This window comes from Succinivibrio dextrinosolvens DSM 3072 (genome assembly GCF_900167015.1).
In the GTDB taxonomy this organism is placed as follows: Bacteria; Pseudomonadota; Gammaproteobacteria; order Enterobacterales; family Succinivibrionaceae; genus Succinivibrio; species Succinivibrio dextrinosolvens.
Genome location: NZ_FUXX01000011.1, coordinates 37787 through 63056 on the forward strand (window position 1 = coordinate 37787; position 25270 = coordinate 63056).

26 protein-coding genes are annotated in these 25270 nt (G+C 37.1%); 3 read left to right on the top strand and 23 right to left on the bottom strand.

What is annotated here, in order from left to right:
- The first annotated feature begins 411 nt into the window (after positions 1 to 411).
- On the top strand, positions 412 to 2013 hold the full coding sequence (locus tag B5D46_RS04580) for a methyl-accepting chemotaxis protein (protein WP_078928440.1): 1602 nt from the start codon (positions 412 to 414) through the stop codon (positions 2011 to 2013).
- Positions 2014 to 2100: 87 nt separating this feature from the next.
- Here the strand turns inward: B5D46_RS04580 and B5D46_RS04585 are convergent, their stop codons facing one another.
- The 5 genes from B5D46_RS04585 to B5D46_RS04605 all read right to left on the bottom strand — a co-directional run bounded on the left by B5D46_RS04585 (position 2101) and on the right by B5D46_RS04605 (position 6822).
- On the bottom strand, positions 2101 to 3330 hold the full coding sequence (locus B5D46_RS04585) for a 3'-5' exonuclease family protein (protein WP_078928441.1): 1230 nt from the start codon (positions 3328 to 3330) through the stop codon (positions 2101 to 2103).
- Positions 3330 to 3521, bottom strand: coding sequence for a DUF4250 domain-containing protein (locus B5D46_RS04590; protein ID WP_143675605.1), 192 nt, complete (start codon positions 3519 to 3521; stop codon positions 3330 to 3332). Before B5D46_RS04590 ends, B5D46_RS04585 begins: the two co-directional genes overlap by 1 nt.
- A 2-nt stretch (positions 3522 to 3523) precedes the next feature.
- Positions 3524 to 4729 carry a formate-dependent phosphoribosylglycinamide formyltransferase gene (purT, locus tag B5D46_RS04595; RefSeq protein WP_078928442.1) on the bottom strand — a complete coding sequence of 402 codons (1206 nt, stop codon included), beginning with the start codon at positions 4727 to 4729 and terminating at the stop codon, positions 3524 to 3526.
- 204 nt (positions 4730 to 4933) lie between these two features.
- A complete protein-coding gene (locus B5D46_RS04600) occupies positions 4934 to 5446 on the bottom strand; it encodes a low molecular weight protein-tyrosine-phosphatase (protein WP_078928443.1) in 513 nt (170 codons plus the stop codon).
- A gap of 47 nt (positions 5447 to 5493) precedes the next feature.
- A complete protein-coding gene (locus B5D46_RS04605) occupies positions 5494 to 6822 on the bottom strand; it encodes an ATP-binding protein (protein WP_078928444.1) in 1329 nt (442 codons plus the stop codon).
- 348 nt (positions 6823 to 7170) lie between these two features.
- Between B5D46_RS04605 and B5D46_RS04610 the strand changes: the two genes are divergently transcribed.
- The gene (locus B5D46_RS04610) at positions 7171 to 8217 is read left to right on the top strand and encodes a galactose ABC transporter substrate-binding protein (protein ID WP_078928445.1); all 1047 of its coding nucleotides are present in this window, start codon (positions 7171 to 7173) and stop codon (positions 8215 to 8217) included.
- 113 nt (positions 8218 to 8330) lie between these two features.
- Here the strand turns inward: B5D46_RS04610 and B5D46_RS04615 are convergent, their stop codons facing one another.
- The 18 genes from B5D46_RS04615 to B5D46_RS04700 all read right to left on the bottom strand — a co-directional run bounded on the left by B5D46_RS04615 (position 8331) and on the right by B5D46_RS04700 (position 23285).
- A complete protein-coding gene (locus tag B5D46_RS04615) occupies positions 8331 to 9560 on the bottom strand; it encodes a beta-ketoacyl-ACP synthase (RefSeq protein ID WP_078928446.1) in 1230 nt (409 codons plus the stop codon).
- Positions 9560 to 10297 (bottom strand): 3-oxoacyl-ACP reductase FabG, encoded by a 738-nt coding sequence (gene fabG / locus B5D46_RS04620; protein ID WP_078928447.1) that lies wholly within the window; start codon positions 10295 to 10297, stop codon positions 9560 to 9562. Before fabG ends, B5D46_RS04615 begins: the two co-directional genes overlap by 1 nt.
- Before the next feature lie 2 nt (positions 10298 to 10299).
- Complete coding sequence (locus B5D46_RS04625; RefSeq protein WP_078928448.1) at positions 10300 to 10767, bottom strand: hotdog family protein; 468 nt, start codon at positions 10765 to 10767, stop codon at positions 10300 to 10302.
- Between the two features lies 1 nt (position 10768).
- Positions 10769 to 11938 (bottom strand): beta-ketoacyl-ACP synthase, encoded by a 1170-nt coding sequence (locus B5D46_RS04630; RefSeq protein ID WP_078928449.1) that lies wholly within the window; start codon positions 11936 to 11938, stop codon positions 10769 to 10771.
- A 5-nt stretch (positions 11939 to 11943) separates the two neighbouring features.
- The gene (locus B5D46_RS04635; RefSeq protein ID WP_078928450.1) at positions 11944 to 12555 is read right to left on the bottom strand and encodes a DUF3261 domain-containing protein; all 612 of its coding nucleotides are present in this window, start codon (positions 12553 to 12555) and stop codon (positions 11944 to 11946) included.
- 1 nt (position 12556) lies between these two features.
- Positions 12557 to 14872, bottom strand: coding sequence for an MMPL family transporter (locus B5D46_RS04640; protein ID WP_078928451.1), 2316 nt, complete (start codon positions 14870 to 14872; stop codon positions 12557 to 12559).
- Positions 14865 to 15476, bottom strand: coding sequence for a LolA family protein (locus B5D46_RS04645; RefSeq protein WP_078928452.1), 612 nt, complete (start codon positions 15474 to 15476; stop codon positions 14865 to 14867). The genes B5D46_RS04640 and B5D46_RS04645 overlap by 8 nt, the downstream gene beginning before the upstream one ends.
- Positions 15469 to 15918, bottom strand: coding sequence for an acyl-CoA thioesterase (locus B5D46_RS04650; protein ID WP_078928453.1), 450 nt, complete (start codon positions 15916 to 15918; stop codon positions 15469 to 15471). The genes B5D46_RS04645 and B5D46_RS04650 overlap by 8 nt, the downstream gene beginning before the upstream one ends.
- 49 nt (positions 15919 to 15967) lie before the next feature.
- Positions 15968 to 16990, bottom strand: coding sequence for a hypothetical protein (locus B5D46_RS04655; RefSeq protein WP_078928454.1), 1023 nt, complete (start codon positions 16988 to 16990; stop codon positions 15968 to 15970).
- The gene (locus B5D46_RS04660) at positions 16977 to 17726 is read right to left on the bottom strand and encodes a glycosyltransferase family 2 protein (protein WP_078928455.1); all 750 of its coding nucleotides are present in this window, start codon (positions 17724 to 17726) and stop codon (positions 16977 to 16979) included. The genes B5D46_RS04655 and B5D46_RS04660 overlap by 14 nt, the downstream gene beginning before the upstream one ends.
- 15 nt (positions 17727 to 17741) lie before the next feature.
- A complete protein-coding gene (locus tag B5D46_RS04665; protein ID WP_078928456.1) occupies positions 17742 to 18089 on the bottom strand; it encodes an ApeI family dehydratase in 348 nt (115 codons plus the stop codon).
- Positions 18076 to 19497 carry an AMP-binding protein gene (locus B5D46_RS04670; protein WP_078928457.1) on the bottom strand — a complete coding sequence of 474 codons (1422 nt, stop codon included), beginning with the start codon at positions 19495 to 19497 and terminating at the stop codon, positions 18076 to 18078. Before B5D46_RS04670 ends, B5D46_RS04665 begins: the two co-directional genes overlap by 14 nt.
- Positions 19484 to 20056, bottom strand: coding sequence for a COG4648 family protein (locus B5D46_RS04675; RefSeq protein ID WP_078928458.1), 573 nt, complete (start codon positions 20054 to 20056; stop codon positions 19484 to 19486). The genes B5D46_RS04670 and B5D46_RS04675 overlap by 14 nt, the downstream gene beginning before the upstream one ends.
- A gap of 4 nt (positions 20057 to 20060) precedes the next feature.
- Positions 20061 to 20309: an acyl carrier protein gene (locus B5D46_RS04680; RefSeq protein ID WP_031491568.1), complete on the bottom strand. Its 249-nt coding sequence runs from the start codon at positions 20307 to 20309 to the stop codon at positions 20061 to 20063.
- 92 nt (positions 20310 to 20401) lie between these two features.
- Positions 20402 to 20659 carry a phosphopantetheine-binding protein gene (locus tag B5D46_RS04685; protein ID WP_078928459.1) on the bottom strand — a complete coding sequence of 86 codons (258 nt, stop codon included), beginning with the start codon at positions 20657 to 20659 and terminating at the stop codon, positions 20402 to 20404.
- 8 nt (positions 20660 to 20667) lie between these two features.
- Positions 20668 to 21468, bottom strand: a complete 801-nt coding sequence (locus B5D46_RS04690) for a lysophospholipid acyltransferase family protein (RefSeq protein ID WP_078928460.1) — start codon at positions 21466 to 21468, stop codon at positions 20668 to 20670.
- Positions 21469 to 22206 carry a beta-ketoacyl synthase chain length factor gene (locus B5D46_RS04695; protein ID WP_078928461.1) on the bottom strand — a complete coding sequence of 246 codons (738 nt, stop codon included), beginning with the start codon at positions 22204 to 22206 and terminating at the stop codon, positions 21469 to 21471.
- Between the two features lie 5 nt (positions 22207 to 22211).
- Complete coding sequence (locus B5D46_RS04700; protein ID WP_078928462.1) at positions 22212 to 23285, bottom strand: methyltransferase; 1074 nt, start codon at positions 23283 to 23285, stop codon at positions 22212 to 22214.
- A gap of 647 nt (positions 23286 to 23932) precedes the next feature.
- Between B5D46_RS04700 and B5D46_RS04705 the strand changes: the two genes are divergently transcribed.
- A complete protein-coding gene (locus B5D46_RS04705; protein ID WP_078928463.1) occupies positions 23933 to 25078 on the top strand; it encodes a porin in 1146 nt (381 codons plus the stop codon).
- Positions 25079 to 25270 lie beyond the last annotated feature (192 nt).

Genomic DNA, 25270 nt, shown 5'->3' on the forward strand with positions numbered 1-25270 from the left:
TTTTTATCAGAATTTATAAAAAAATTACTCTCCATTTTTTGTCAATTTCTAATACACCTTTCATGGAGAATATTGGACTTTCTTACCTAAAAATGTCGCAAAGTGTTTTTATGAATATTTAGATAAAATTAATTGAAATAAAACTGAAGAAAAGTGATTTGTGGTGCTAAGGAGATTGATAGGAAAGAACTAGGATTATTTTTTGCTATAAATTTGCATATTTTTATTTTTGATCTATAACTTAGCCATCAAATCTTGTCAAAAAGTGTTAAGCTGATATAACTTTTTTTAAATCATATTGATTCTTAAACAATTTTCTTTAAAAAAAAGTGATATTTGAAAACCATAAATTACAATTAAAAAGAGTGTGTTTTACTCTTGTCTGTTACTAACAAGGATTAGGATAACAATATGTTTAGTAAATTAAATGTGAAAGCTAAGCTGATTATTGCCTTCTTTACAGTTATTCTGTTCACCCTCGGAATTGCTGTAACCGGAATCACTGTTCAGGTGAATAACAGCAAAGTCATCAAGGATGTGAATTTTATTCTGGGAACCCGTCACGACAGAATTGACAGAGTGTATAAGGCAATTGTTGCTCTTGATAATATTGCCTATGAATTATCAACCGAGCCAGAAACATATACAGATGATACCGGCAGAAAGTTTACTGATTTAGGTACAGAGCTTCTTGCTGCTACAGGTCAGCTTGCAGGTACTAATAACCCTAAAGAGACCAATGATATCAAGTCTAACGCTGCACAATATGTAAAAACAATTCCTGAGTTTCTTGCTGTTGTAAAGAAAGGTGATCAGGAAGCAGCTGAGACTATCTATAAGGACATTTTAGCAAGCTGTTATGATGTCGTTCAGACTTTAAGCTATACAATTGGTGAAAGACAGATTAAACAGGCAAAGAATGTTGTTGCTGAAAACGACTCAGACGGACCACTAATCTTTACCATTGCTCTTTCTGTAATCGCGGTTATTGCTGCCACAGTTATTGCTATGATGTTTGCAAACAGTATTGTTAATGTCTTAAAGAAGGCCGTTGGTGCTGCAGAGGAGATGGCTCAGGGAAATCTTACCCATGAGATTCATCATTCAAGACGTGATGAGTTCGGTACTCTTTTAACCTCACTTGAAAAGATGAGAGCAGAGTGGAAGGTTCTGGTTGGCTCAATCAAGGACACAACCAGAAGTGTAGAGGATAACGTTCATCACATCAGCCGCATTACCGATACCATTAACGAAAAAGCTCAGGAAGCAGAAAACAGATCGCTTACTGTTGCAGCCGCTTCTAATGAGATGGTTTCAACAACCGGTGATATTGCCAATAACTGTGAGACTGCCGCATCTAGTGCCAAGCAGGCTAACAACACTACTGCTGAAGGTGTAGCCGCAGTTGAGGATACCATCAATGGTATTCAGCAACAGGTAGAGAACTCTCGCCGTGATGCTGAGTATATTCATGCCCTTGTAGAGCAGGCTGACAACGTAGGAACCATTGTTAACACAATTGATGATATTGCATCTCAGACCAACCTGCTGGCATTAAATGCCGCTATTGAGGCGGCTCGTGCCGGTGAAGCAGGTAAGGGATTCGCAGTGGTTGCTGATGAGGTTCGAGCTCTTGCATCACGTACTTCAACTTCAACTCAGGAAATCACCAAGATGGTTACCAAGATCCAGGCAGATGCAAATACTGCAAATGAGTCTATGACTGCAAGTTTAAATAGAATGAATGAGCTTGCAGAGAAGACAACAACTGTTAACAGTCTGTTACAGTCAATTATGGATCAGGTTGGTGGTGTAACTCAGCAGATTACACAGATTGCAACTGCAGCTGAAGAGCAGACTACTGCAACATCTGAGATTTCAACCAATATGCAGGGCATTACCGATATTTCTCAGAGCTTTGCTAGTGAAGTTAACAAGGCAAATGTTGAAGTTAACAGAAGCATTGAGATACTGGAAGAACTTGTACATAAGGTTGAAAGTATTAAGGTTTAATCTTTCTAATCTGATTTAAAACCAAAATCGCCATCGCCCCATAAAAAGTCGATGGCTTTTTTGTATGTGCCACTTAATCTGGAATTTTTATAACTCCATAGGGTAAGCCTGAATTCTGCGGATTAGATTAACGTTCTCAGGAATGCGTGAATCTGTATTCTCCATCAGATTCTCAAGCTCTCTTAGGTACTGATTAAGCTGAGACTGAATCTGTGTAGAACAGTACCTGTAGTAACTTTGAAGCTCGCTGTCAGAGAAGTTCTCTTTGTAGTTGTTACCAGCAAAGAGCATCAGATAACGTCTGTAATTCTCTGATGAACTATCATCTGCTCTTATAAAGCCTCTTTTTTGACTTGTTAAGTCTTCTCTGTAAAGCTCCAGATCGTGCTCTGATAATTTACCAACGAAAATATCATAGGCATTATCTGTCTTAGTATCTTCAGGTAACTTTGCTCTGTTCAATGCTTCCACAGCTTCTTTTAATGACAGATTAACGACTTTCTCTCTCTGCTCAGTGAGAACTGTTGCCGGAGATAATATTCCAAAGTCAGTAAGCTCGTAGTTTTTGAAAAGAACATCATTGCCATCAAAATATAAGGCGCAGATTGAATCCTCATTAAGTTTTAATGGTTTAATGATTTCAATAGAGCGGGTTTTAAGATCAAACTCTAGAAGATACTTATTGCCAGAGATAATCTTCTCAAGAGAATCCACTCTGTCTTTTGTGCTTCTTAGGGCAAATCGTAATAATGATGGATTTACCTGACTTAGGTATCTGAACAGATATTCAAGTACGTCTAGTCGCCCCTCATGATCTCCCTTAGGAATCCTGTTCTTAAAGCCGTATTTTGCAGCGCATGCTGATAGGGCATCTGAGTTAAAAGGAATTCCTGATTCTAAAGTTTCATGAAGCTTTAGCACTCTGTTGATATCACATACGCAGTAAGCTTTTTTCAGAATGTCTGGTTTTCTGAGATTTCTAATACAGAGCTGCTCCAGAATTCTGAGATTACGAATTGACCATGTGATAACAGTGGTCTCTTCATTGAAGATTTTATCGGTTATCTCATCTAAAAATCGCTCTTCAGAAAGTCCTTTTTTTATACTGAAGGGATCGATTCCCAGAGAGAAAAGATAGTTTGGACTTGGCAGCAGATTATCAAGGCCTCTACAGGTAATAATCTCACGTTTGCCGACAGGATTTAAATTCTCGTCTGCAATGAAATAGGTTAAACCGTAAAGTGCTGCTTTAGATGATGGATTATTTAATGGAAGAGGAAGTACGAAAGCGTACTTCCTTCTGATAGCATTTTGCATTACTTGAACTGATTGATTTCTTTTACGTATTCAAAGCCTGCTGCTTTGAGTTTCTTTACAAGTTCATCCTGATTTATATCATGAACCTTGCATAGTTCTTCAAGTGATGAATATTCATCTCTGAGCTGCATATTAACTGCTGAAAGAAGGATGAAAGGCTCCATTGTTGAGTAGTTCTCTAAAGACATCATATTTATAGTCCCTCGAAATCTTCGAGCTCATAGTTCATCTGAGAACGCATTTTTTTAACATTCTCTACAGCTTCATCTGTTGTGAATCCACGGCTTAGACAAACTGCCATACGACGTTCACCGTCAATATCAGGCTTACCGAAGATTCTCAGCTGTGAGGTAGGACATACCTTTAGAACATCATCAAGATTCTTGTAGGTGATCTTAGTTCCTTTTCCTTTCAGGCATACAGCAGCAGATGCTGATGGACCGAAGAAGGTAATTTTGCCAATAGGAAGTCCTAAAAGAGCTCTTACATGCAGAGCAAACTCTGACATATCCTGAGATACCATGGTAACCATACCAGTATCATGAGGACGAGGGGATAGCTCTGAGAAGATTACCTGATTTCCACAGATGAATAACTCTACACCAAATATTCCGTAGCCGCCCAGAGCTGAAACAACTGTTGATGCGATTCTCTTTGCTTCGATTAAAACTTCTTCAGAAAGCTGTGCTGGCTGCCATGACTCCTGATAGTCTCCGTATACCTGGTGATGTCCGATTGGTTCACAGAAATGTATACCGTCTGAAGCACTAACTGTCAGCAGAGTGATTTCACTGTCAAACTGAACAAAGCCTTCAACAATTACTCTGTCCATTCCTCCTCGACCGTTATGGCATGCATCCTCAAAAGCCTTTTCAATATCGCCTTCAGATTTTAGAACGCTCTGTCCTTTACCTGATGAGCTCATGATTGGTTTCATGATGCAAGGAAAACCGATGCGACCGATCTGCTCTTTGATTTCACTTACTGATGATGCAAAGAAATAAGGTGAGGTTGGAAGGGAAAGCTCTTCTGCTGCAAGAGTTCTGATGGCTTCACGGTTCATGGTGATGTTTGCTGCATTGGCGCTTGGAACAACATTATAGCCTTCAGCTTCAAGCTTAACTAAGGTCTCTGTAGAGATAGCCTCAATTTCAGGAATGATGTAATCTGGTTTGAGTTTTGTAATCAGTTCATATAACTCGTCAGGATCTTTCATGTTGATGATAGCTTTTTTCTGTGCGACCTGCATAGCTGGTGCATTGTCATATCTATCACAGGCAATAACTTCAATACCGTAACGAATTAACTCAATTGCAACTTCTTTACCAAGCTCTCCTGATCCTAACAGAAGGGCACTGGTGGTTTTATCTTGATAATCAATTGTAACTGATGTAGACATTTTTATCTCCAGGAAACAAACTGCGACTATTATAACCCATCATCAGATTCAATACATTGATATGGAAAGTTTTTTGAAAATTGCACCTAAAACTTTCGTTTGTGTAAAAGATTAAACTCCAATACACAGTATTTTTCTTTTGCTGAATATCGGAGTATTGAGGAGTTTGTTCTTTATTATTCGAATGGAATGTATGAATCTGCGTTATGCTTCCAAGGATAAATCCAACTGCTTTTTCTGATCTTTATTGAGCTTAATAAGGTTGTCTTGTGCCAAACTTATAATAAGAGCTTTGCAGCCTTTTAAAATCTGTACAAATGCCTTATCAAATTCACCTGTATACCATGGATCATCGATATTACCCGGTGTATCTGTAAAATCCAGCAGTTTATAGACCTTACTTCTGTCCATATCTGGATACAGATAATAAAGATTTCTTAGATTGTAGTCTTCCATGGCAATGATGTAATCATTGTTCTCAATGTCATCCTGACTAATCTGACGGGCAGTCTTTTCTGAGCAGTCAATATCATAGGAATTTAAAAGCTTCTTAACTGGAGGATAAACTCCATTGCCAATTTCTTCCTGAGAGGTAGCAGCAGAGCTGATATTGAATTCATCTGAAAGTCCTATGTCTTTTATGATTTTCTTCATTACAAATTCTGCCATAGGTGAGCGACATATATTACCGTGACAGATAAATTCAATTTTAATCATTGTATTCCTACTTATATTCTTTTGAATGCAGAACTATATTTTTATAATTACAGAAACTGTACCATATATATTGGCAAATATTCAAAAAATCCCTCTTTTTGGTACTCTTTTGTGTAAGCTAGAATTCTTCTTGATATCCTTGCAGAATATTTTTCTGAAAAATTATCAATTGAAGAATGTTTTTTGTATCCTGAGCTTTTTACCTCAATTGGACAGATTTTTTTATTGCACGTAATAAGAAAATCTATTTCATAATTATGCTTTGAAGCTTCATTAAGAAATGTATGATAGAACAGTTCATGTCCATTTGATACCAGTGTCTGCGCTACGATATTTTCATACAGATATCCAAGATTTGCCTGCAATTTATCATTTAATAATCTAGAATAAATATCGTTTTCTGTAAAATCTTTATCCTTGAACAATAGGGTAACAAACAGACCTGTATCCGCTGTAAAAAGCTTGAATCTTGAAAGATCTTTGTTTTGTGACAATCCTATATTTGGATCATTTGCATGATATGAAACCAAAACCGTGCCTGAATCTTTTAGTTCTGCTATACTTTCAAGAACTGAGCCTGCTCTTTGTCCTGCTAAAACTCCAGAAACCTGATATCTGGATGCGTTACTGTTTAGTTGCGCCGGTATGGCATCAAAAATAGTTGATAGTCTTCCTGAAGGATCAATTTTATAGAAATCATCGTTGTAAAGCTTGAGAATATCCCTTTTTACAGAGTCAACTATACTGAAATCGTTTGATATAATATAGCTTTCAACTGCCTGAGGCATTCCTCCAACAAGCATGTATAGACGGAAGTCTCTCATTAGTTTTCTATGAGAAGCCTGTCCCAATTTTTTTTCTGAGTTATAAAATTTTTTTAACGTTGGAACTGTTACTTCATCGCCAAGTGCCCATCTGAATTCCTCGAAATCCATTGGATGCATTTGTATCTTTCTTTCTTCACTTGGGATAAGAATATCTTTTACATTCTTATGTATTGAAATAAGTGAGCCCGTTTCAATGTAGTCATACCTTCCGTCCTCAACAAATGCTTTGATTGCTTGTCTTGCTTTTGGACATATTTGTACTTCGTCAAAAATAATAGCCGATTTTCTTTTTTTTAAACTAACACCATAGGTTAACTGTAATTGTAAAAAAATATAATCTAAATCGGACAAATCATCAAAAAGAGCTTTTGTTTCCTTAGATGCTCTAAAAAAATCCACCAGAATGAATGTTTCATACTCATTCTTAGCAAACTCTTTAACAACTGTGGATTTGCCAACTCGTCTTGGCCCCTCAATTAATAAGGCTGTATGTCCATTGGACTCGTTTTTCCAATTAAGAATCTTGTTATAAATTTTACGCTTGTACATATGATGGTTAGCCTTCCGTTTTATTATTGTTCTACTCTAATTTTGTATTATAAAAACAAAATCGTCAATTTATATTTGGTGTTTTACAACAAAATCGTTAAATGTTTATAGATGATTTATAACAAAATCGTTAAATGTTTTTAGACGATATATTGCAAAATCGCTAAATGTTAAAACTCGAATACTTTAAAATCAATATGTTAAATGTTATTTGCCATAAGTATAATTTCAAGCTTCCAAAATAGACATAAAACGTACAAATTTGAACAGATTTATCGAATTTTGTGGAAAATTCATAATTCGGTACTATTCTTACAAGTGGATGTTATATTCAATTAAGGAATTGATATGAAATCTTTTGGATTAAAAGCTCTAAACTCATTGATTCTGGTTTCTTCATTAACAGTAGGTTCAGCCTATGCTGATAACTTTGTTAATGCTTATTTTTACGATCTTGATGATGCCTTTATCAGCAATGTTGATGTTGCACTTAAAGAGGTTGCAAAACACAATAATATTATTCTGAATATCAACGACGCAAAAAATGACGCTGATAAACAGAAAGAGGCTATTTTCAGCCATGACAATTCAGATCCTAAGATAGTAAATCTTGTAAATGTCCAGGATGCCAAAGCAGTTGTTGATGCAGCTAAGAAACATAATGCAAGAGTTGTTTTTGTTAACCGTCAGCCTGATGAGTCTGTAATCAAGAGTTACGATAAAGCCTGGTATGTAGGTTCTGATGCAGCAGCTTCAGGAAAAATGCAGGCAGATCTGATTGCCCGTGTTTTAAAGGAACATCCAACCTTTGACAAGAATAAGGATGGAGTAATCAATACAATTCTTATTAAAGGTCAGAAGGAACATCAGGATACTATTCTTCGTTCTTCAAATGTAATCGATGAGCTTGCTGCTCGTAAGGTAAATATCAAGAAGATTGATGAGTTCTACGCAGATTTTGACAAGAAGAAGGCAGTTCAGCTTTTCACCGCTGCCTTAGACAGACATCCAATTCATGAAATTGAGCTTGTTATCTGTAACAATGATGCTATGGCCTTAGGTGTTATTCAGGCACTTAACGACAATGGATTCAACGTTGGCAAGAATAATATCAGTCTGATTGATTATCAGGTGGGCAATAAGTTTGTAAACTACATACCTGTATTTGGTATTGATGCAATTCCAGAGGCTATTGATGCAATCGCTGAAGATAAGATGGAGGGAACCATTCTTAATGATTACACCCGTCTTGCAGAGGCTAGCCTTGCAATTGCAACCGAGAGTGATACCTCTCGTCAGGCATTAACTTCAAAGCTGCAGCTGAAGGTTTCTCAGGATGGCTTTGTCGACGTTCCATACAAGATGCTGTCTCGTATCCATGATGAGAATAAGTAATAAGATTTAAAATTCTATCTTAAAATGGAAAAGCTGAATCTGTATATAACAATATGATTCAGCTTTTTTCATGGAGAAAACAACTTATCCTTTATGGATAAGAGCATTCTGTTTTACATGTTTCTCTTAATCACAAGAGAGGTATTGATTCCTCCGAATGCAAAGTTATTTGCAATGAGAAGCTCACACTGATGCTTAAGCGGACTATCCACAATATAGTTTAGATTTCCACAGCGAGGATCAACCTCTTTTAAGTTCAGGTTAGGATTAAACCAGCCTTCATTCATCATATTCAGCGAAAACATGGTTTCAATACAGCCGCATGCACCAAGTGTATGTCCAAAATAACTCTTCAGTGTTGAAATAGGAGTTTTATCTCCGAATATATTAAAGGTTGCATTAGACTCTGCAATATCGCCTTTATCTGTTCCCGTGCCATGAGCTGAAATATAACCGATATCCTCTGGTTTAAGCTTGGCGTTATCAATAGCTTTTCTGATACAGATTTCAATGGTCTTTTCATTTGGTGATGTAATATGAGTTGCATCTGAGTTAGTTGCAAAGCCGATAATCTCACCATAAATCTTGGCTCCACGAGCCTTAGCATGCTCGTACTCTTCAAGAACAAGAGTTCCTGCTCCCTCGCCAATAACAAGACCGTCTCTGTTCTTATCAAAAGGTGCAGGGGTCAGCTCTGGGGTGTCATTCTTTGATGAGGTTGCAAACATGGTATCGAATACAGCTGCATCACAGACTGATAGTTCTTCAGCTCCACCTGCAACCATTGCTGTCTGATATCCGTTTTTAATTGCCTCATAGGCATATCCTACCGCCATAGAACCAGATGTACATGCAGTAGAGGTTGGAATGATTCTACCGGTAATACCAAAGAACAGAGAGATGTTTACTGCAGTTGTCTGAGGCATCATCTTTACATAGGAGTTTGCATTCAGATCACCTGTGGTATTGTCAGTGAGCATTGAAGCGAAATCTTTAACCGCCATAGTGCTTCCAAATGAAGAACCATATGCTACACCGATATCTCCGCTTTTAAGCAGCGGATCATCTATAAGTCCACTGTCAATAAGCGCATATTCTGATGCACGTGTTGCCATCATGGCTACCTTGCTCATGGAGCGGATCTTTTTGCGGGTATAATGCTCAGGAAGCTTAAAATCGGGGCAGGGCGCTGCAAGATGGGTAATAAGACCATCATACTTATCCCAGTCTTTCATTGTAACTACAGCATTTCTGCACTCCAGGATTCTTTTTTTATTCTCATCCCAGCTCTCACCAAAAGCTGTAACCATTCCCTGACCGACAATCGCTACACGATGTTCCATTACTGCATACCTCCATCGATACTTATAACCTGTCTTGTTATGTATGATGCGTTATCAGACATCAGAAATGAGGCAAGTGATGCTACCTCCTGTACCTGTCCCATACGCTTTAGAGGTATAAGCTTTAATATTTCTTTTTTTACTGTCTCATCAAGTTCTGCCATATCTGTCTCAATAAGACCTGGTGCTATGGCATTTACTGTAATGTTACGCTTGCCGACTTCAACAGCAAGTGCTTTAACCGCACCGATGAGACCAGCTTTTGAAGCGCTGTAGTTTACCTGTCCACGGTTTCCAATAATTCCTGAAACAGATGAGATTGCAATGATACGTCCGCCTTTATGTGCCGCAATCATAGGCATAATGCAGGGATGCACCACATTGAAGAATCCTGTAAGATTGGTATCAATGACATTATCCCAGTCAAGAGAACTCATCATTGGAAATGCCGCATCGGCGGTAATGCCAGCATTGCATACTACTCCGTAATAAGAACCGTTTTTCTCGATATCCTCATCAAGGATTTTCTGGGTATTTTCTCGATCGCAGACATCAAAACAAAGACTGTAGGCAGTACTGTTATTCTCTTTTATATTCTTAATGGCTTCATTAACTCCATCTGCACTCTTTCTGTAATGAAGAACTACCTCAAAGCCATCCATTCCTAACTGAGAGGCGATTGCTTTTCCTATTCCGCGTCCTGCACCTGTAACAAGAACTCTTTTTCTGTTATCCATTATTAGTCTCTTTTGAATAGTCTTTCCAGATCGTTATCTGTAACTCTGATTAAATTTACTCTGCCGCTGGCTAAGGCTTGATCATTGGAGAAAATCTCTCCGTCAAATGATGCAATTGCTCCATCATCCATGATTTTCTTTACACGGATTTTTAGTGTTGAACCATTATTAAAATGATCTTTTGGATATTTTAAGTCTCTGGCTCCAAGCACCATTCCCATAGGAGGAATATCGATATTGTGAAGCTTTGCTATATAACCTGACCATACACCAACACTCTGTGAGATAAGCTCGATGGTAAAGTATGAAGGAAGATTTCCATCTTTGTCGGTAAAGTTTTTTAAAACACCTTTATCTCCGACATAGGACTCACATACTGCAGAATCCTCTGTAACCTCTGTAACTTTATCAATAAGAATCATTGGTGCTCTGTGTGGCAGATAGTCTACAGGTTCAAGATATTTTGTCATTTTATTCAAGTCCAATAATTACTGAGGCATTATTGCCACCGAAAGCAAAGGAGTTTGACATCATATAAGGTTTATTTGCCTTAATTCTCTGTGTTATAAGTCCACAGTCATCAAGCTCTTTATCCAGATTGCGAATACTGGTACTCTGAATCGGCAGTGTAAGGTTGTTCTCAAGAATATAACATAAAATACAGCTCTCTAAGATACCAGCTGCTCCCAGGGTATGACCTGTCATATATTTTGTTGAACTGCATGGAACCTTATCCCCAAAGACAGAAGCAACAGCCTTTGCCTCCATTGCATCATTAAGCTTTGTTGCAGTTCCATGAAGATTTATATACCCGATATCTGATGGAGTAAGCTTAGCATCCTCAAGTGCCATCTTCATTGCGCTTACTGCACCTTCGCCAGTAGGATCAGGTGATGATACATGATAGGCATCAGAGGATTCGCCAATACCTCTTAAAGTAAGATTCGATTTCTCTTTTGAAAGTACCATAAGTCCACCGGCCTCACCGATACTTATGCCGTCACGTCCTTCACAGAATGGTGTGCATGGATTGGAGGAGATAAGGCCCATGGAATTAAATCCATTGATAGGAACTGTACACAGAGTATCAGCTCCTCCTGCTATTACTACGTCACATAGACCGCTTTCAATCAGTCTTCTGGCACTTACAAGTGCTCTTGATGAGGATGAGCAGGCGGTTGAGATGGTATAGCTTGGTCCGCTTATTTTAAGATATTCTGAAAGGAACATGGCAGGATCTCCAAATTCCTGGAAGGAATAGAAATAGTCATCAGAGCGGACATTACTCTCTTTGAATCGTTTAATCTCTTCCTCAGATTCGCTAAGTCCTGAGGTGGATGTTCCCATAACTACGCCGATGCGATCAGGGGCGTATTTATCTGTAAAGTACTTAATCTGTTCCTTAAGCTCTTCACATAGATAAGCTAAAAAACGGTTATTTCTTGTATTGTGCTCTTTATACTCGGAAATATCTGGAAGCTCACAGTTTTCAACACAGCCGTAATAAGCGGTTTTGCCTCCGTTAATCATGTCAGAGCGTGCTGTCAGATAAGCTTTTTTCTCTGAACTAAGGCTTTTTATGATTGTATCTTTTGTATTTCCCAGAGCACTAATAGAGGCGTAGCAGTTAATATAAATCATTTTTGTTATAGGTATTTTAAAGTAATGCTGTAGTTAAATTCCTGATTAACTATTTTTACAGGAAGCAATCTATTTTTATATGGTGCATATTCTATCTTATAAATCGCTTTTCCATCGTTTTTTCTCAGGGTTACAAGATTATCATCTCTTATGATTATATATTCCTTAGAAATTTCATTTGAAAGGGTGTTTTTTCTGTCAAAAGACAGCATGATATCAAAGAGTACGTGATTAACTGGTGGCAGCATACTGCGAGGTACGTAGTATTTGCCTTCAAGCTCTTTATTCTCATATTTAAGATTGAAAAGTGGCAGAGAACTTAATGTCAGACCTGTGAGATTAAGACCGTTTTCTTTAAGCTTTACAATACACAAAAGAGAGTTCTTTTTACCGTTATAGTCAGCAGTCAGAATCTGTCGGTACTCATTTTCCTCGTCAAATGTGACAAAAGGTAGCGGTATTTTTCTGTCTTTTTCAATATTTATGTATTCACTCTGACTTTCATTTAAAGTTTTTTTATCATCTGTATCAGTGCTGACAGAACATGAACAGGTGAAAAGCATTAAAAAAAAGACAGTAAAATATCGTGAAGCTTTTATGAATCTATTAAATAACATCTTATGATTTCTCTGTTTTAGGCATCATTACAGAGAGTATGAATGCACAGATAATACCTGTTACAAGACAGATTGCAAAACACTTTATCGCGTCAACACTTGAGAAAATCAGAATTCCAATAGTCATAAGTGTGGTGGTTAAAGCTGTAAATATGGCAATAATTGAGGTTACATCAATCTTTGAACTGCTCATGAAAATATTATAGTTTATTCCGATCCCCAAAAGAACAATCAGACCAAGCTCAGAGAACAGATTAACCTTATATCCGCAAAGCTGAAGAACAAATAAGGCCATGCCGATACTTAAAAGTGAGAAAAAGGTTCCCACAAGAGCTCTTTTAAATCCTACTCTAAAGGTTGATACCAGAAGAATACATCCCATAAAGATGAAGATAACCTTTAGGAATATCTCTCGATACATCTTGAATACTTCAGTCAGATTTCCTCGATGATCAAGATAACTTGAGCCCTCAATTGAGGAAGCGATATTCTTTATTCCTTCAGTATCTGTTACATCCTCTAGTACAACCATAAGAGAGGATGTCCTGTCATTTTTATAGTAAAGACTGCTGTAAAGCTCTCCTATGGAGGATGAGAAAAAATCCTGAGGCTTTAATATTTCACAGTGATAATCAGAGGCTTCAAGATTTAATCCATGTTTCTTTAACTCGTTCTGAATAATGGTTTTTCTTTCGTTTAAAAAGATACAGTCAACTTTCTGTGTACTTTCAGAGTTTATCTTTGCTGTCAGATAATTCTTAAGCTTACCCTCAGTTACAGCTAAAGAGAGTTTTTCTCTTAGCTTTTCATTTCTCTCTAACAGAGTTTCGTCATCATCAGCATTTATAAGAATGTATTTAAGATTCTCTGAGGTATTTAAAAGAGAGTTTATCTTTAGCTCCTGAGTCTTAAGAGAGTCAGGCATTCTCTGAAAACTCATCGGATCGTCATTGTGCTTTAGATTTATAAAGGCAAAGACAGAGCAGATACAGAGAATAGCGATAATACTGTATGAAATTTTTCTCTGTCTTATAAATGTAAGATAGCCATTAAAAAAGCTTTCAAATGGAAGTTTTTCTCTTTTTAGATTCTTAAGAAAATAAGGTTCAATCACAATCACAAAAAGACAGGCAAAGGTGATGGTACACATACAGAAAAGTGCCATCTGTGATACCGCTCTGACAGGTGAGAGCAGAATAATAAGATAGGCGCATAAATCTGTAATCACAGCAAAGGATAGTGGTTTTACCAGTCGTCTTATGGTTTCAAATGAGCTCTCACTCTGACCGATTCTAAGAGTTGAGAAATAGATGGTGTAATCACAGACAATTCCTATGACACTAAGACACATTCCGATGATGATAAGATTTATTTCATCGTATATGAGTGTGGTAATTCCCAGTGCGCATATAATTCCACAGAGTACAGAGCCTATGGTTAAAAACACTGGGATAAAGGATCTGTATACAAAGAAGATAAGAGTAAAGATACCAATTGTTGTGATTAGTCCTAAAAGGGTAATCTCTCTTTGAGAGGTTGAGGCAGCGTAGTCAGAATAGAATACAGCTCCTTTTTTAAGGACTGATACTGATGGATAATTCTTCTGAATCTTATTTATAAGGTTGTCTGTTGCCTGTGCAAAATCTGAGGCTACAGCGGTACTCATAGAATCATCATTTAAGGTAACAAAAATAAGTACCCACTTATTATTCCTATCATCAGATGCTACAAGATGTCCGTTTTCGACACGGATACTGCTGTCAGATGATAATGTTGTGGCAAGATTACGTCCAACCATTAAAAGATCATTTTTTATCTCGGCTGAGGATACACCAGAAAATCCTGAATACAGCTTTGCAAGAATCTTCTGTGGGTAGTTGCCAGATGCAATCTCATGCTTTAGCTTCTCATCAATAAAAGCTGTCTTGTATTTATAGACAAAGGCTGCACTTTCTAACTGTTCCTTATCAGATATCTTTGATTTTATATTCTCTATATATGGTGATTTTCTAACCTCATCTGTAAAGCTGTCGGCAATTTCATAGATGCTTTTATCAGGGGATGTATCACTGGAGTTTTCATTTAGAGCTTTATTTTGTGAATCTGAGTCCCCCCTGGATATGGCAAAGATTACCTGAGAATTTAATCTTTTTATAAATTCCTTCTCAACTGCTTTTGAATAGCTATCTTCTCCACTTTGAGGAAGAAGAGAGAGTACAGAGGATTCAATGGTTATATGTGAGAGTCTGTATACAGAAATACAGGCTGCTACAACCATAAATACACAGAGTAACAGGGCAGAGAACTTTCTACTCAAAATACTTTAAATCCTCGGGCTTAACTGCATTATCTGAAATGTTGTAATCAGAAAACTTCATGGAGGTTACATCTCCATGAGTTCCTCTGATGATAAGACTGTCTATATATTCACTGCCGTCAATAGTGATTTCTTCAAAGAAGTTTTTAAGATTTGCATCCTTTGGAGAGAGGGTTACAGTGTATCTGTTTTTATCTCCTGTAAGCTTATATTCAAAGTCATCTGCAACAGTATCATCAAGAGTCATAAGCTTTAAAAGAAGATTCAGAAGAGAGTGAACTGCAGGATTATCATTAGCCCTGATGATATGTATCTCTCCTGCACTGTATTCTGTGATAGCATCCTTTGTGATACAAAGCTGCATCTCATAAGGTGAGGTCTGTTTTATAAGAATTCCCTTATCTTTGATGCTTAAGATTCTGCCTGAGGATGAAAGAGTAAGATCTGCATCCTTTAAAAGCTTTTCCTGAGTGAACATTACACTGTGAGAACCAGCGTTTTTTAGTTTTTCTCCAATTTCATTTAAGGTTAAAGCCAGAGTACATTGTGCTGTACACAATGTTAAAAGCATGGCTGTCAGGATATTTTTAATGAAACTACTCATTTTCTTTCTTTACTCTGAATGCTTCAATAGCTTCTAAAAGAGGCTTTGGTGTTGCAAATAAAAGCTCACTGGTTCTGGCATCAATCATAACCTGAGCGGTATGTCCATAGGCACAAAGCTCATCTGAGTTTAATGCATAAACCTCATAATGAATCTCAATCTTGCCTTCACACTGAGTCATCATGCTGACAACTCGGGCGCACTTGTCGGTTACCTTTAATGGCTTACGGTATTTACAGGCACATTCGATAATCGGCATGGCAAAGATATGTTTTTTCATCATGTCATAACCAAAATCAAAAGCGTTGAACATGTCCTCACGGGCAAGTTCAAAAAATTTTATATAATTTCCATGCCAGACAATTCTCATGGCATCGGTGTCATGAAATGAAATAGGAATGATGCTTTCATGGCTGATTATAAATTCTGGTTTTCTGTACATTAGCTGTCTCTTATATTTGTTTTAGTATCAATCTACTGTTTATCTTAGTTTAATCTTTGTCTGTATGATTTTGGGTACTGAAAAAATCAAAGAAGTTAAACCACTGATATGGATATCTTATGGCGTAGTATTCCAGAAGCTGGGCGTATTTCTGAACATATGTCCTAAGGGCTTCTTCCTTGTTCTTTCTAGGAAGCTTAACCTCATCAAACAGATCTTTACAGTAGATATCAATTTTACCTGTTTTCTCGTTTTTAAGGGCAAAAAGACACTGTACCTTGCATTTTAAAAGTGCTGCCAGGATAAAAGCACCCTGTGGCAGGTTTGCTTTTCTTCCCATAAAATCAACTTCACAGACTCGCTCTGGCTCTTTTACTCTTGTACTGTTATCTGGATTGCTTTCAATATTGTAGGATTTATCCTTAACAGGAGTTCTGTCTCCCACAATTGCAATCATCCCTTTGCTATCGATTATCTCAGACAGTCTGATTGCAGTATCAGGTCCAATTGAATCTGTTGCAATAATATTAAGCTCTGCGCTTTTACTTACAGCCTTCAGGATATTATTAAAGTTCTGTGCGTTTTTAGTAAAGAATACCGAGTAAACAGCAGGAGCTCTTTTTTCACTTACAAGTCCAACTGCCCTTAGAGCATCAATGTTTCCAAGGTGTGAGCACAGAAGAATCTTGCCTCGAGGCTCGTTTTCGTAGGAGAAAAAACGTTCTTCTGAATCCTCCATAAAAATGGCATCCTGATACAGTCTTAAAGTACCTCTCCAGGCATTGATTTTATCAATAAGCATGGTGCCAAAGGCCATAAAATGTCTGAAGCTTGAATAATGCTCTTGTGGAAGATTGTATTTTTCGCGAATTATCTCAACCTGAGATAAAAAATCCTTAGAGATTTTTCTCTGCTTTTTAGAGAAGAGATAATAAAAGAGCATGACATGATACAAAAAAATCCTGAAGATTACCTTTCCTCCGTAATCATAAAATAAAAGCATCAGTCTGATGCCGTAGTAGCCGCCAACTTTCTCGCTACTCTCAGACCAGTGATTATTATTTGCTGTCATGAGATTTGAATAGTGCTTTAAATAATACGTAAGGCAGTCTTAAGATCATGGTTGTACAGAGAACTGTATGAATGATGGAGATCTTAAGCTGGTCAGATACTTTGAAATTTGAATAACCGTTTTTAGGATAATCAACCTTTGTTTCAAAGAATTCTATTGGAGCACCTGCCCATTTAAGTCTTACCAGAATTTCAATATCAAAGGTCATTCCGAAGTTAAGGTTACAGTCTTTTGCACACTGACAGGTTAAATCAACCGGATAGGCTCTAAAGCCAATCATGGCATCTTTAATTTCATTGCTTAAGGTTTCAAGCTTTACAAAGAAATTGGTGATTTTACGTCCTATAACGCGGGATTTTGGCGCATTATCATCGTAGATTGGACAGCCTGAAACTACTGCATCAGGATTTTCATTGATGATGTCAGTAATCTTAGGAATATCCTCAACACAGTGCTGTCCGTCAGCGTCAATCTGAATTGCGTGGGTAAATCTGTTTTCCTTTGCAAAGAGGAGCCCCGTGAGGACAGAACCTCCCTTGCCTTTATTCTCATCGTGATGAAGAAGAAAGACGTCTCTTAGATTCTCACAGATTTTATAAAGCTCCATAGCATCCTCTTTACTGTTGCCGTCATCAACAACAATAATCGGAAAACCATAGGACAATAATCTCTGAATTACCCCTGCAATTTTATCTGTATGTTTATAACAGGGGATAATTACGCAAATCTTAGGCATATAGTTTTAATTTATCTATTCTGTTACAAGCTTGCCGGATGATGCCTTTTCATTATCCTTTGAGGTAATAATATACTCAAATGCAAGTCTCTTTTTCTCTGGCAGATATTCTAAGGTAAGCTTAACTCTGTCATTTGGCAGAATTGGTGAGGTAAATTTTACAGCAGTGGAACCGCCTTCAAATTTTATATTAAAAAGTTCCTCTGAAAATTCCTGAGCCCAGCCTATCTGTACGACTCCAGGAAGAACCTTCTGAGCCTCAAAGTGACCTTCAAAATAATATAAATCAGGATTTATTACCATATCCACAACGGCTTTGTTTTCACTGATTCTGCTGGTTGTAAAAAAATTAGGCTTTATCATTGAAAAGCTCCTCTAGCAATGGAGTTATTCTTTTTCCCATATGATTTACTGGGATTGTTTCAACAATTCTAAAATATCTTGGAATTGCTACTGCAGGAAGATAACCTTTTAGATATTCCTTTAAAGCATTTACCACTGATTTTCTGTCAAATGATGCATCGTTTTGATTATTTATATTCTGAGCAATACTCTCATTATTCAGAACACATACTGCTCCGATGCAGGCTCTTCTGTTTCTGGTAATAACCAGTGCAACAGCATCCTTTATCAGAGGATTATCCTTTAAAAGTTTTTCAATCTGAGTCAGACTTACTCGATTCTCTTCTATTTTTACAATTTTATCCTTGCGGCCGGTAATTCTAAAGTACGGACCTTCAAATTCGAGATTATCGTCAATTCTGTCATAACCATCAGACATCAGAGAATCAAGTTTATAGCCGTCCTCTGTTTTTACGAATTTAACGGCACTGAAAGGAATAAAGAGTGGTTTATCACCTCTGTTGTCTCTGTGTGCCATGCTGTTGCTCTCGGTAGAACCGTAGATTTCGGTTACAGGACATTCTGACCATCTGAAAAAATCAAGAGCTGCATCATCAGGCATTGGAGAGCCTGCTGATAGACAGAGACGTATATCTGGAGCCTTGATATGTGTATCAAGTCTTTTAACAAAAGCTGGTGATGTAATAAGAGCCACACTCTCTGTGTAGTTTTCAAGTTCCTCCGGGAAGCGAATCATATATGTAGTCATTGGTATATGACGCAGTATCGGCATAAAGATTCTGTAGGTAAGACCATACATATGATATGGCGGAACTGTAGAGATAAGTTTTAGATTATCAATACTCTCAAGTGAATCAGAAAGTTCATAGGAGCAGGTGATATCTATCTGCATGCTTTTAAGAGACTTGTTGACTCTTTTACTTTTGCCGGTTGTACCTGAGGTATAGAAGATAATAGGGGATTTCTCATCTAAAGATGAAAAGAGGTTATCGGGCTCTGTCTCTGATTCTAATGACTTCTGCTCTGTATAGAATTCCTCTGCTTTATTTAGAAGCTTTGAAAAATCATATGAAGGTACAGCTATGCCTTCAATATTCAGATCAGAGATTACAAGATCAGCCTTTTCTTTTATATCATCAAAGGTATGTGCTGTGATGTTTCCTAAAAGAACAGGTGTCTTTCTTGCGTACATGGCTGCAATAAAGGCAATACTGAAACTATAGGCATTCTCGATACAGATAGCGATATTCTTTACAGAATTATCCTGAAAAAGCCATAATCCCAGAGCTTTGATAGAATCTGTAAAATCCTTATGTGTGAATGATTTGTTCTTAGAGTAAGCAACTATCTTATGCTTATCGTAATTTCCAAATAGAGCCTCATGCAGGCTTAACTCATTTCTTTTCATGAATTCGTCTGAAAATCATTCTGGCAAGATACTCACAGCCTGCCAGTGTTCCGATTAAAATATATGCAATAAATCCGTTGTATAAGGTCCAGGTTTCAACAGTACAGTACTGCGATGTAATAAATGCCATGGCTCCGTTTGCCATAAAGAAGATTACCCAGACCTTGGTTACTGTTCGTGTATACTCAATAGCGTAATCAGGAAGCTCCTTATCATAAAGGAGAGCCAGTCTTGTGATTATGGGCTTTTGTGAGAATAAAGATCCTCCGAATACAAAGAACAGCACTGCATTTACACATACAGGGTAATACATTGCAATCCTCTGTGAGTCTGCTATAAAAGCGATAATGCAGATAACTGTAGCGCAGAGTGCACTTATAGATGCTAAAAGTGTTTTTATTCCTTTAGAATTTCTAAGATAGGCTATTCTTACAATAAAAATAACCGCAAGTATCGGCAGAAGAATATTCAGAAGATTGAAGCTTACCCCTAAATAGATAAAAAAAGGGTAAGCTATAATTCCGCATATACACAGAAGAGATATCAGTCTCTTTGGCATTTCTCTAGCTGTTGTTTACCAGTTTGTATACTACATCCACAACATCCTGAACAGTGCGAACGTTCTTGAATTCCTCCGGCATGATTTTCTTGCCGATGGTTTTCTGAAGTTTTACCACCAAATCAATTGCATCTATACTATCCAGTTCAAGCTCCTCAAAAAGCTTGCTTTCAGGTTTTATCTCTGAAGGCTCTATCTCAAAAAGAGATGCTAACATCTGCTGAATCTGGGTAAATATTTCCTGTTGTGTCATTTTTAGTACTCTTTTTTTATTTATTTTAATACGTTACTGAGTATCTGTCTGTGACCTTTGGCCACGTATCTCATACCTAATAAGAAAATCAGTTATTCTTTATGCTCACTGATGTATTTGGCTAGTGTTTCTACAGAATAGAAGCATTTCTTCATCTCCTCATTATCAGCAGATAAAGTAACTCCGTATTTCTGTTTAATAGCCATTCCCAGTTCAAGGGCATCAATTGAGTCTAGTCCAAGACCATCAACGAAAAGAGGTGCTTCTGTCTCAATATCCTCAATCCCGATGTCCTCAAGATTAAGAGAATCGATAATAAGCTGCTTGATTTCGTCATATAGCTCTTTCATAAAAAATCCTATATCCTTGTTTTAATCAAATTCTGTAAATGCTTTGCCATAAGTCTTGATACTGCAGAATCTTCCTTGTCTGCATACTGTTCTCTAAACTCTTTTGTATCAAAACTGTCTAAAAATGTAATTCTGTACTCAAGTATTCCTGTAAAGATTGTATACCATGGGGTATTTTTTCTTACGCAGTCACCATGGAATTTTATAACAGCAGGTCTTATTTTAAAGTTTTCTGTTAGGGCAATACTTGAAAAGCCATGGGTAAATTTTAATTTATTTTCATCAAGTGTTCTAGTTCCTTCGGGGAAAATGATGAGATTGTCTCCATTTAAAAGCGAAGTTCTGCATTTTTCTACAATCTTTTCGGTCTCTTCACTGTTTGCAATATATCTGTTACATTTTGCAATCCCCTTCATAAAGGGATTGTGGATGATAGCCTCCTTCATAAGACAGGTGGCATGAGGCACAACTGATATGAAAAGCACAATATCAAGAAGAGAAGGGTGATTGGCGATGAAGATTGTTCCTCTGTCATTCGCTATTTTATCTGTACCCTCAATTCTGATTCTGAAGATTCTACATACTACTCCTGAGAATAGATATAGCTTAAAACTGGATGCTGTAATTCTGCGTGACAGATCGGTAAGCCTGTTCTCATCCTTTATAAAGACTGATAAAAGTCTGAAAACAATCTGAGATAGAAACAGGGCACCAAGACCAAAGACACTAAAGAAGATGGCTGCAAAAAATACTCGTACAGGCCCCATTATATAAAGGCCTGTTTTTCTGAGTAATCCATTTTGGCTCATTTAGTGTTTATCCTGCTGTTCTATCTGCCAGGTACAGTTCTGTCCTTCTAAAGAATATGCTTTGGTGTTTTTTACAAAATTCTTTAAAAACTCAATTACCTGAGGAAATTCGGTTGTATCGACAGATGCTGTCTGGGTGTTTTTAGTTACTTTTATATCATCTCCATTTGTCAGAATAAGACCAATGGCATAAGGAAAGTTTGGAGTGTATTCTCTTAGGTAACCTGTGTAAAAGGTTGGAATTGTAACCTCATAATCTACAAGTAGAACCTTTTTATAATCAGTCTGAAGCATTGCATAGGCATCGATAAGAGCCTGCATGAAGGTATCTTTGCCTGAGCTTACAGAGGTTGATGGTATTTTTGCCTTATTTAGAATAGTAAAGTTACCTACACCGCAGTTATGTACAGACATTGAAAAATCGGTAGGTGAACACTCTCTACCTGAGGTTACCGCATCAAGGATTTTAAAGTTATGCTCAATCTCGCCTGATCTGCTTGAATAAATCACAGCATCGATATCAGGGTGTTTTTCAAGAAGAAGAGTTCCTACATCTACAGCCATACGACAGCCGATGCTAAGACGTCTAGCTGTCATCATGGGAATCTTCTCAGGCTTAGGTGGTTTGTTTTCCTTATCAATCTCTCGTGTACCGTTAATAACTTCCTCAAACTGTTCATTATTTACGATATCAAAGGCTTTGATTCTGTAATCTGCAATAGCTAAATTAAAGTTCATATTTACTAAACTCTCTTTTTGCAGATAAACATTGAATTACTGATACCAAGATTATCTACTATCTTTTCAACTGTGAATCCTGCATCCTCGATAAGATTTGTCAGCATATCTGTTGTAAAGAATCTTGAATGGCCGTTGGCTATGGCGCTAAAGTACAGAGATCCGGCATTAATTGAAAACTTTGCGGCATCAAACTTCTGTCTGTCTGCAATAGGTTCAAGGATACATACATGAGCATCATCCTTTATAACCTTATTTATAGCTGTAAGTATATTGTGTACATGTTCAGGCGCAAAGCAGTCTAAAAACTGGCTCATCCACCAGATATCAGCCTCACCTTTTAAAACAGGATTTGACAGAATATCAACAGCCATAAAATCAACTCTGTCTGAAAGATTGTGAACATCAATATTCTTTTGTGCCATCTTTATCTGAGATGGTAAATCCAGAATAGTAACCTTTACGTCATTAAGTCTGTTGCAGCATTCAATTGCAAATTTGCCGGTGTTACCTCCAACATCATATACAACCTTTGGGTTGAACAGCTCAAAAAGCTTATCAATTGCAGGTGTGAAAGAGGTCTGAGAGTAGAGATGATCCCAGTCAAACCATGCTTTTTTTGCATTCTCTGGTAATTCAGATAAATGAGGGTAGATAGTCTCCCATTCAGGATTAAATTCTGAAAGTCCACAAGGCTTGTGAGACGATAAAGACTCATCAAGTTTATCAAATGCTTTGTAGCAGACATGCTTTGTAAAATCAAAGTTGATTCTGGTCATGTTGTCATTTTCAAGAAAATAACCAACCTTCGTAAGCATGTATTTTTTATCGGAGGATAATTTTACAATTTCACCTGCTAAAGCCATCTCTAAAAGAACCTCCAGAGCATATCTGCTTAGATCTGATTTATTGCATAAATCCTCTATGGAAAGACCTTCTTTTGACTTGTCTAAAAGAGCAAGAATGCTGTGATTTCTTAAAGTGTATACAGTCTGGAACAGAATTGGAGCGCAGGAGAGATACTGGGCTTTTGAAATGGCTTCAAAGGCGCTTATATTTTTAGAATTAGTTGTTTTCATATAAAGGATCCTGAATTTTGGATAATTTTGCCAAAAACAGATTTTTTTTCAAGAGTGAATTTAGATAATGATAATAGCTGTATATGAGGAAAGACTTATTTGTGTCTGAGGTTATGTTTATAACTAAGGAATAATAAAGAAAAACAGTATGTTATAAAGATGAATTTCTATGAAATTTTCTTAGTAAAAAAATAAAGAGATATCTAAAATATTGTGTGAGTTAAAATCCCCAAACAGTCAAAATTTATCTAAATTGTCGGTAAATCCACCATAATTATGACGAAGATAACGTTTTACTTTTTTATACTTTTTAATAAATTTGAAAAATATTAAAAAGCCTATCTAAGCCGACAGAAAAAACATTTGTGACTAAATATTGTTAAATAATATTTAAATAAACATAGAAATAAGTGTGATTTGTGTTTTAAAAAATGCTTAATAATCAGATAAATGAAAAACTGTTTTAAGCATAAAGTATATAGAAAAGTGTCGAGTTCATCACACTATAATAAAAAAAACATCAAAATAAGAAAATATTTTTAATTTCATGATTCATAAAGTTGTTTTTTAATTTGCTTTGAGTAAACTAAAAATCGTAGTCGGTTAAACGGTTACATAAAAAAATTTAAAACAAAAGGATTTATATTATGAAAAAGTCATTATTAGCTTTAGCAGTTGTTGCAGTAGCAGCATCAGCAAACGCAGCTACCGTTTATGATAAGGACGGTACTTCTTTAGTAGCTGGTGGTCGTGTTCAGTCTGTATTTTACAATGGAAACCACACCGGTCATAATGCTGCAGAGAATGATTCTTCAATTCAGAACTCAGCTCGTTTTAGCTTAGCTGGCAAGACACAGGTAACTGATTGGGTTTCAGGCTTAGGTTATGCTGAGTGGGATATGGATAACAAGGGTACTGGTGATGGTACTACAGCTCGTGATCAGTATGTAGGTGCTGATTTTGGTGAGTTCGGTTTAGTAAAGGCAGGTCGTTTTGTTGATTCTGCTTACTATGCTGAAGAAGTTACCGATCACTATGAAGATGCTGCTGGTACTGTTCAGGGTAAATTCAATGGTGAGCGTCGTGGCGGTCAGTTAGTATACATCTATGACAACTATGGTTTCCATGCTCAGGCTGGTTTACAGACTGCACAGGATAAGGCAAGTTTAGTAAACGCTGCAAAAACGGGTCTAGAAGTTGACGAGGATGCTTGGGCAATCGATTCTGGTTTCAACGGTGCTCTAGGTTACACTTTTGATGATGTTGTATTCGGACCATTATCAATTCGTGCTGGCTATAGCTATGTTAAGGGTCAGAATGACGGTGATATCGCTAATGCTGAATCAGGTACTCCTTTCGAGAATATGAAGCATGTTACTGCTGGTATTTCTTGGGGTAATCTAAATTCAGGCTTCTACTGCGCAGCTTTATATGAGTATGCTAAGTTAAAGTTTGATGAGCAGAGAGCTTTCTCTGTTGTTGACCCAGATTCACTTGAAGCTGTTGATTTTGAGCAGGCAAGAAACAAGGGGTTTGAGTTAGCTGTTGGTTATGCATTTGACAATGGTGTTTCTGCTTTAGTTGGCTATGAGTCTTCACATGTTAAGATTACAGAGTTTGGTGGCGAATCAGGTACTTATAAGATTAAGAGAATTCCTGTATTCGTAAACTACAAGCTGAACTCAAACTTCAATGTATGGACTGAGGCAGGTTTCAATGCTGGTTCAGATCATGATTTGGGCAAGAATGTTGATCGTACTGTATGGTCAGTTGGTGCTCGCTACACCTTCTAATTATTTAGTTTAATTTAACTAGATATCAATATCCCTGCAGAGATAATCTGTGGGGATTTTTGTGTATGTTCAGCATGGGCATTATCTATAGGGGGGTAGTCCCGAAGTCGCCCGCTAATGGGAAGACTTAGCAAATCCACAAGGTGGTTACGGTGACGTGATAGCTGAAAGCAGTGGATAGCAAATCTCTGG

Coding starts and splice junctions, on each gene's coding strand:
- B5D46_RS04615 (WP_078928446.1), bottom strand. CDS start 9,560: ATGGAACATCGTGTAGCGATTGTCGGTCAGGGAATGGTTACAGCTTTT.
- B5D46_RS04590 (WP_143675605.1), bottom strand. CDS start 3,521: ATGATGTCTTTAGAGAACTACTCAACAATGGAGCCTTTCATCCTTCTT.
- B5D46_RS04680 (WP_031491568.1), bottom strand. CDS start 20,309: ATGACACAACAGGAAATATTTACCCAGATTCAGCAGATGTTAGCATCT.
- B5D46_RS04700 (WP_078928462.1), bottom strand. CDS start 23,285: ATGAAAACAACTAATTCTAAAAATATAAGCGCCTTTGAAGCCATTTCA.
- B5D46_RS04610 (WP_078928445.1), top strand. CDS start 7,171: ATGAAATCTTTTGGATTAAAAGCTCTAAACTCATTGATTCTGGTTTCT.
- B5D46_RS04690 (WP_078928460.1), bottom strand. CDS start 21,468: ATGAGCCAAAATGGATTACTCAGAAAAACAGGCCTTTATATAATGGGG.
- B5D46_RS04705 (WP_078928463.1), top strand. CDS start 23,933: ATGAAAAAGTCATTATTAGCTTTAGCAGTTGTTGCAGTAGCAGCATCA.
- B5D46_RS04670 (WP_078928457.1), bottom strand. CDS start 19,497: ATGAAAAGAAATGAGTTAAGCCTGCATGAGGCTCTATTTGGAAATTAC.
- B5D46_RS04600 (WP_078928443.1), bottom strand. CDS start 5,446: ATGATTAAAATTGAATTTATCTGTCACGGTAATATATGTCGCTCACCT.
- B5D46_RS04635 (WP_078928450.1), bottom strand. CDS start 12,555: ATGTTATTTAATAGATTCATAAAAGCTTCACGATATTTTACTGTCTTT.
- B5D46_RS04685 (WP_078928459.1), bottom strand. CDS start 20,659: ATGAAAGAGCTATATGACGAAATCAAGCAGCTTATTATCGATTCTCTT.
- B5D46_RS04645 (WP_078928452.1), bottom strand. CDS start 15,476: ATGAGTAGTTTCATTAAAAATATCCTGACAGCCATGCTTTTAACATTG.
- B5D46_RS04630 (WP_078928449.1), bottom strand. CDS start 11,938: ATGATTTATATTAACTGCTACGCCTCTATTAGTGCTCTGGGAAATACA.
- B5D46_RS04675 (WP_078928458.1), bottom strand. CDS start 20,056: ATGCCAAAGAGACTGATATCTCTTCTGTGTATATGCGGAATTATAGCT.
- B5D46_RS04695 (WP_078928461.1), bottom strand. CDS start 22,206: ATGAACTTTAATTTAGCTATTGCAGATTACAGAATCAAAGCCTTTGAT.
- B5D46_RS04650 (WP_078928453.1), bottom strand. CDS start 15,918: ATGTACAGAAAACCAGAATTTATAATCAGCCATGAAAGCATCATTCCT.
- purT (WP_078928442.1), bottom strand. CDS start 4,729: ATGTCTACATCAGTTACAATTGATTATCAAGATAAAACCACCAGTGCC.
- B5D46_RS04665 (WP_078928456.1), bottom strand. CDS start 18,089: ATGATAAAGCCTAATTTTTTTACAACCAGCAGAATCAGTGAAAACAAA.
- B5D46_RS04660 (WP_078928455.1), bottom strand. CDS start 17,726: ATGCCTAAGATTTGCGTAATTATCCCCTGTTATAAACATACAGATAAA.
- B5D46_RS04655 (WP_078928454.1), bottom strand. CDS start 16,990: ATGACAGCAAATAATAATCACTGGTCTGAGAGTAGCGAGAAAGTTGGC.
- B5D46_RS04605 (WP_078928444.1), bottom strand. CDS start 6,822: ATGTACAAGCGTAAAATTTATAACAAGATTCTTAATTGGAAAAACGAG.
- B5D46_RS04585 (WP_078928441.1), bottom strand. CDS start 3,330: ATGCAAAATGCTATCAGAAGGAAGTACGCTTTCGTACTTCCTCTTCCA.
- B5D46_RS04580 (WP_078928440.1), top strand. CDS start 412: ATGTTTAGTAAATTAAATGTGAAAGCTAAGCTGATTATTGCCTTCTTT.
- B5D46_RS04625 (WP_078928448.1), bottom strand. CDS start 10,767: ATGACAAAATATCTTGAACCTGTAGACTATCTGCCACACAGAGCACCA.
- fabG (WP_078928447.1), bottom strand. CDS start 10,297: ATGGATAACAGAAAAAGAGTTCTTGTTACAGGTGCAGGACGCGGAATA.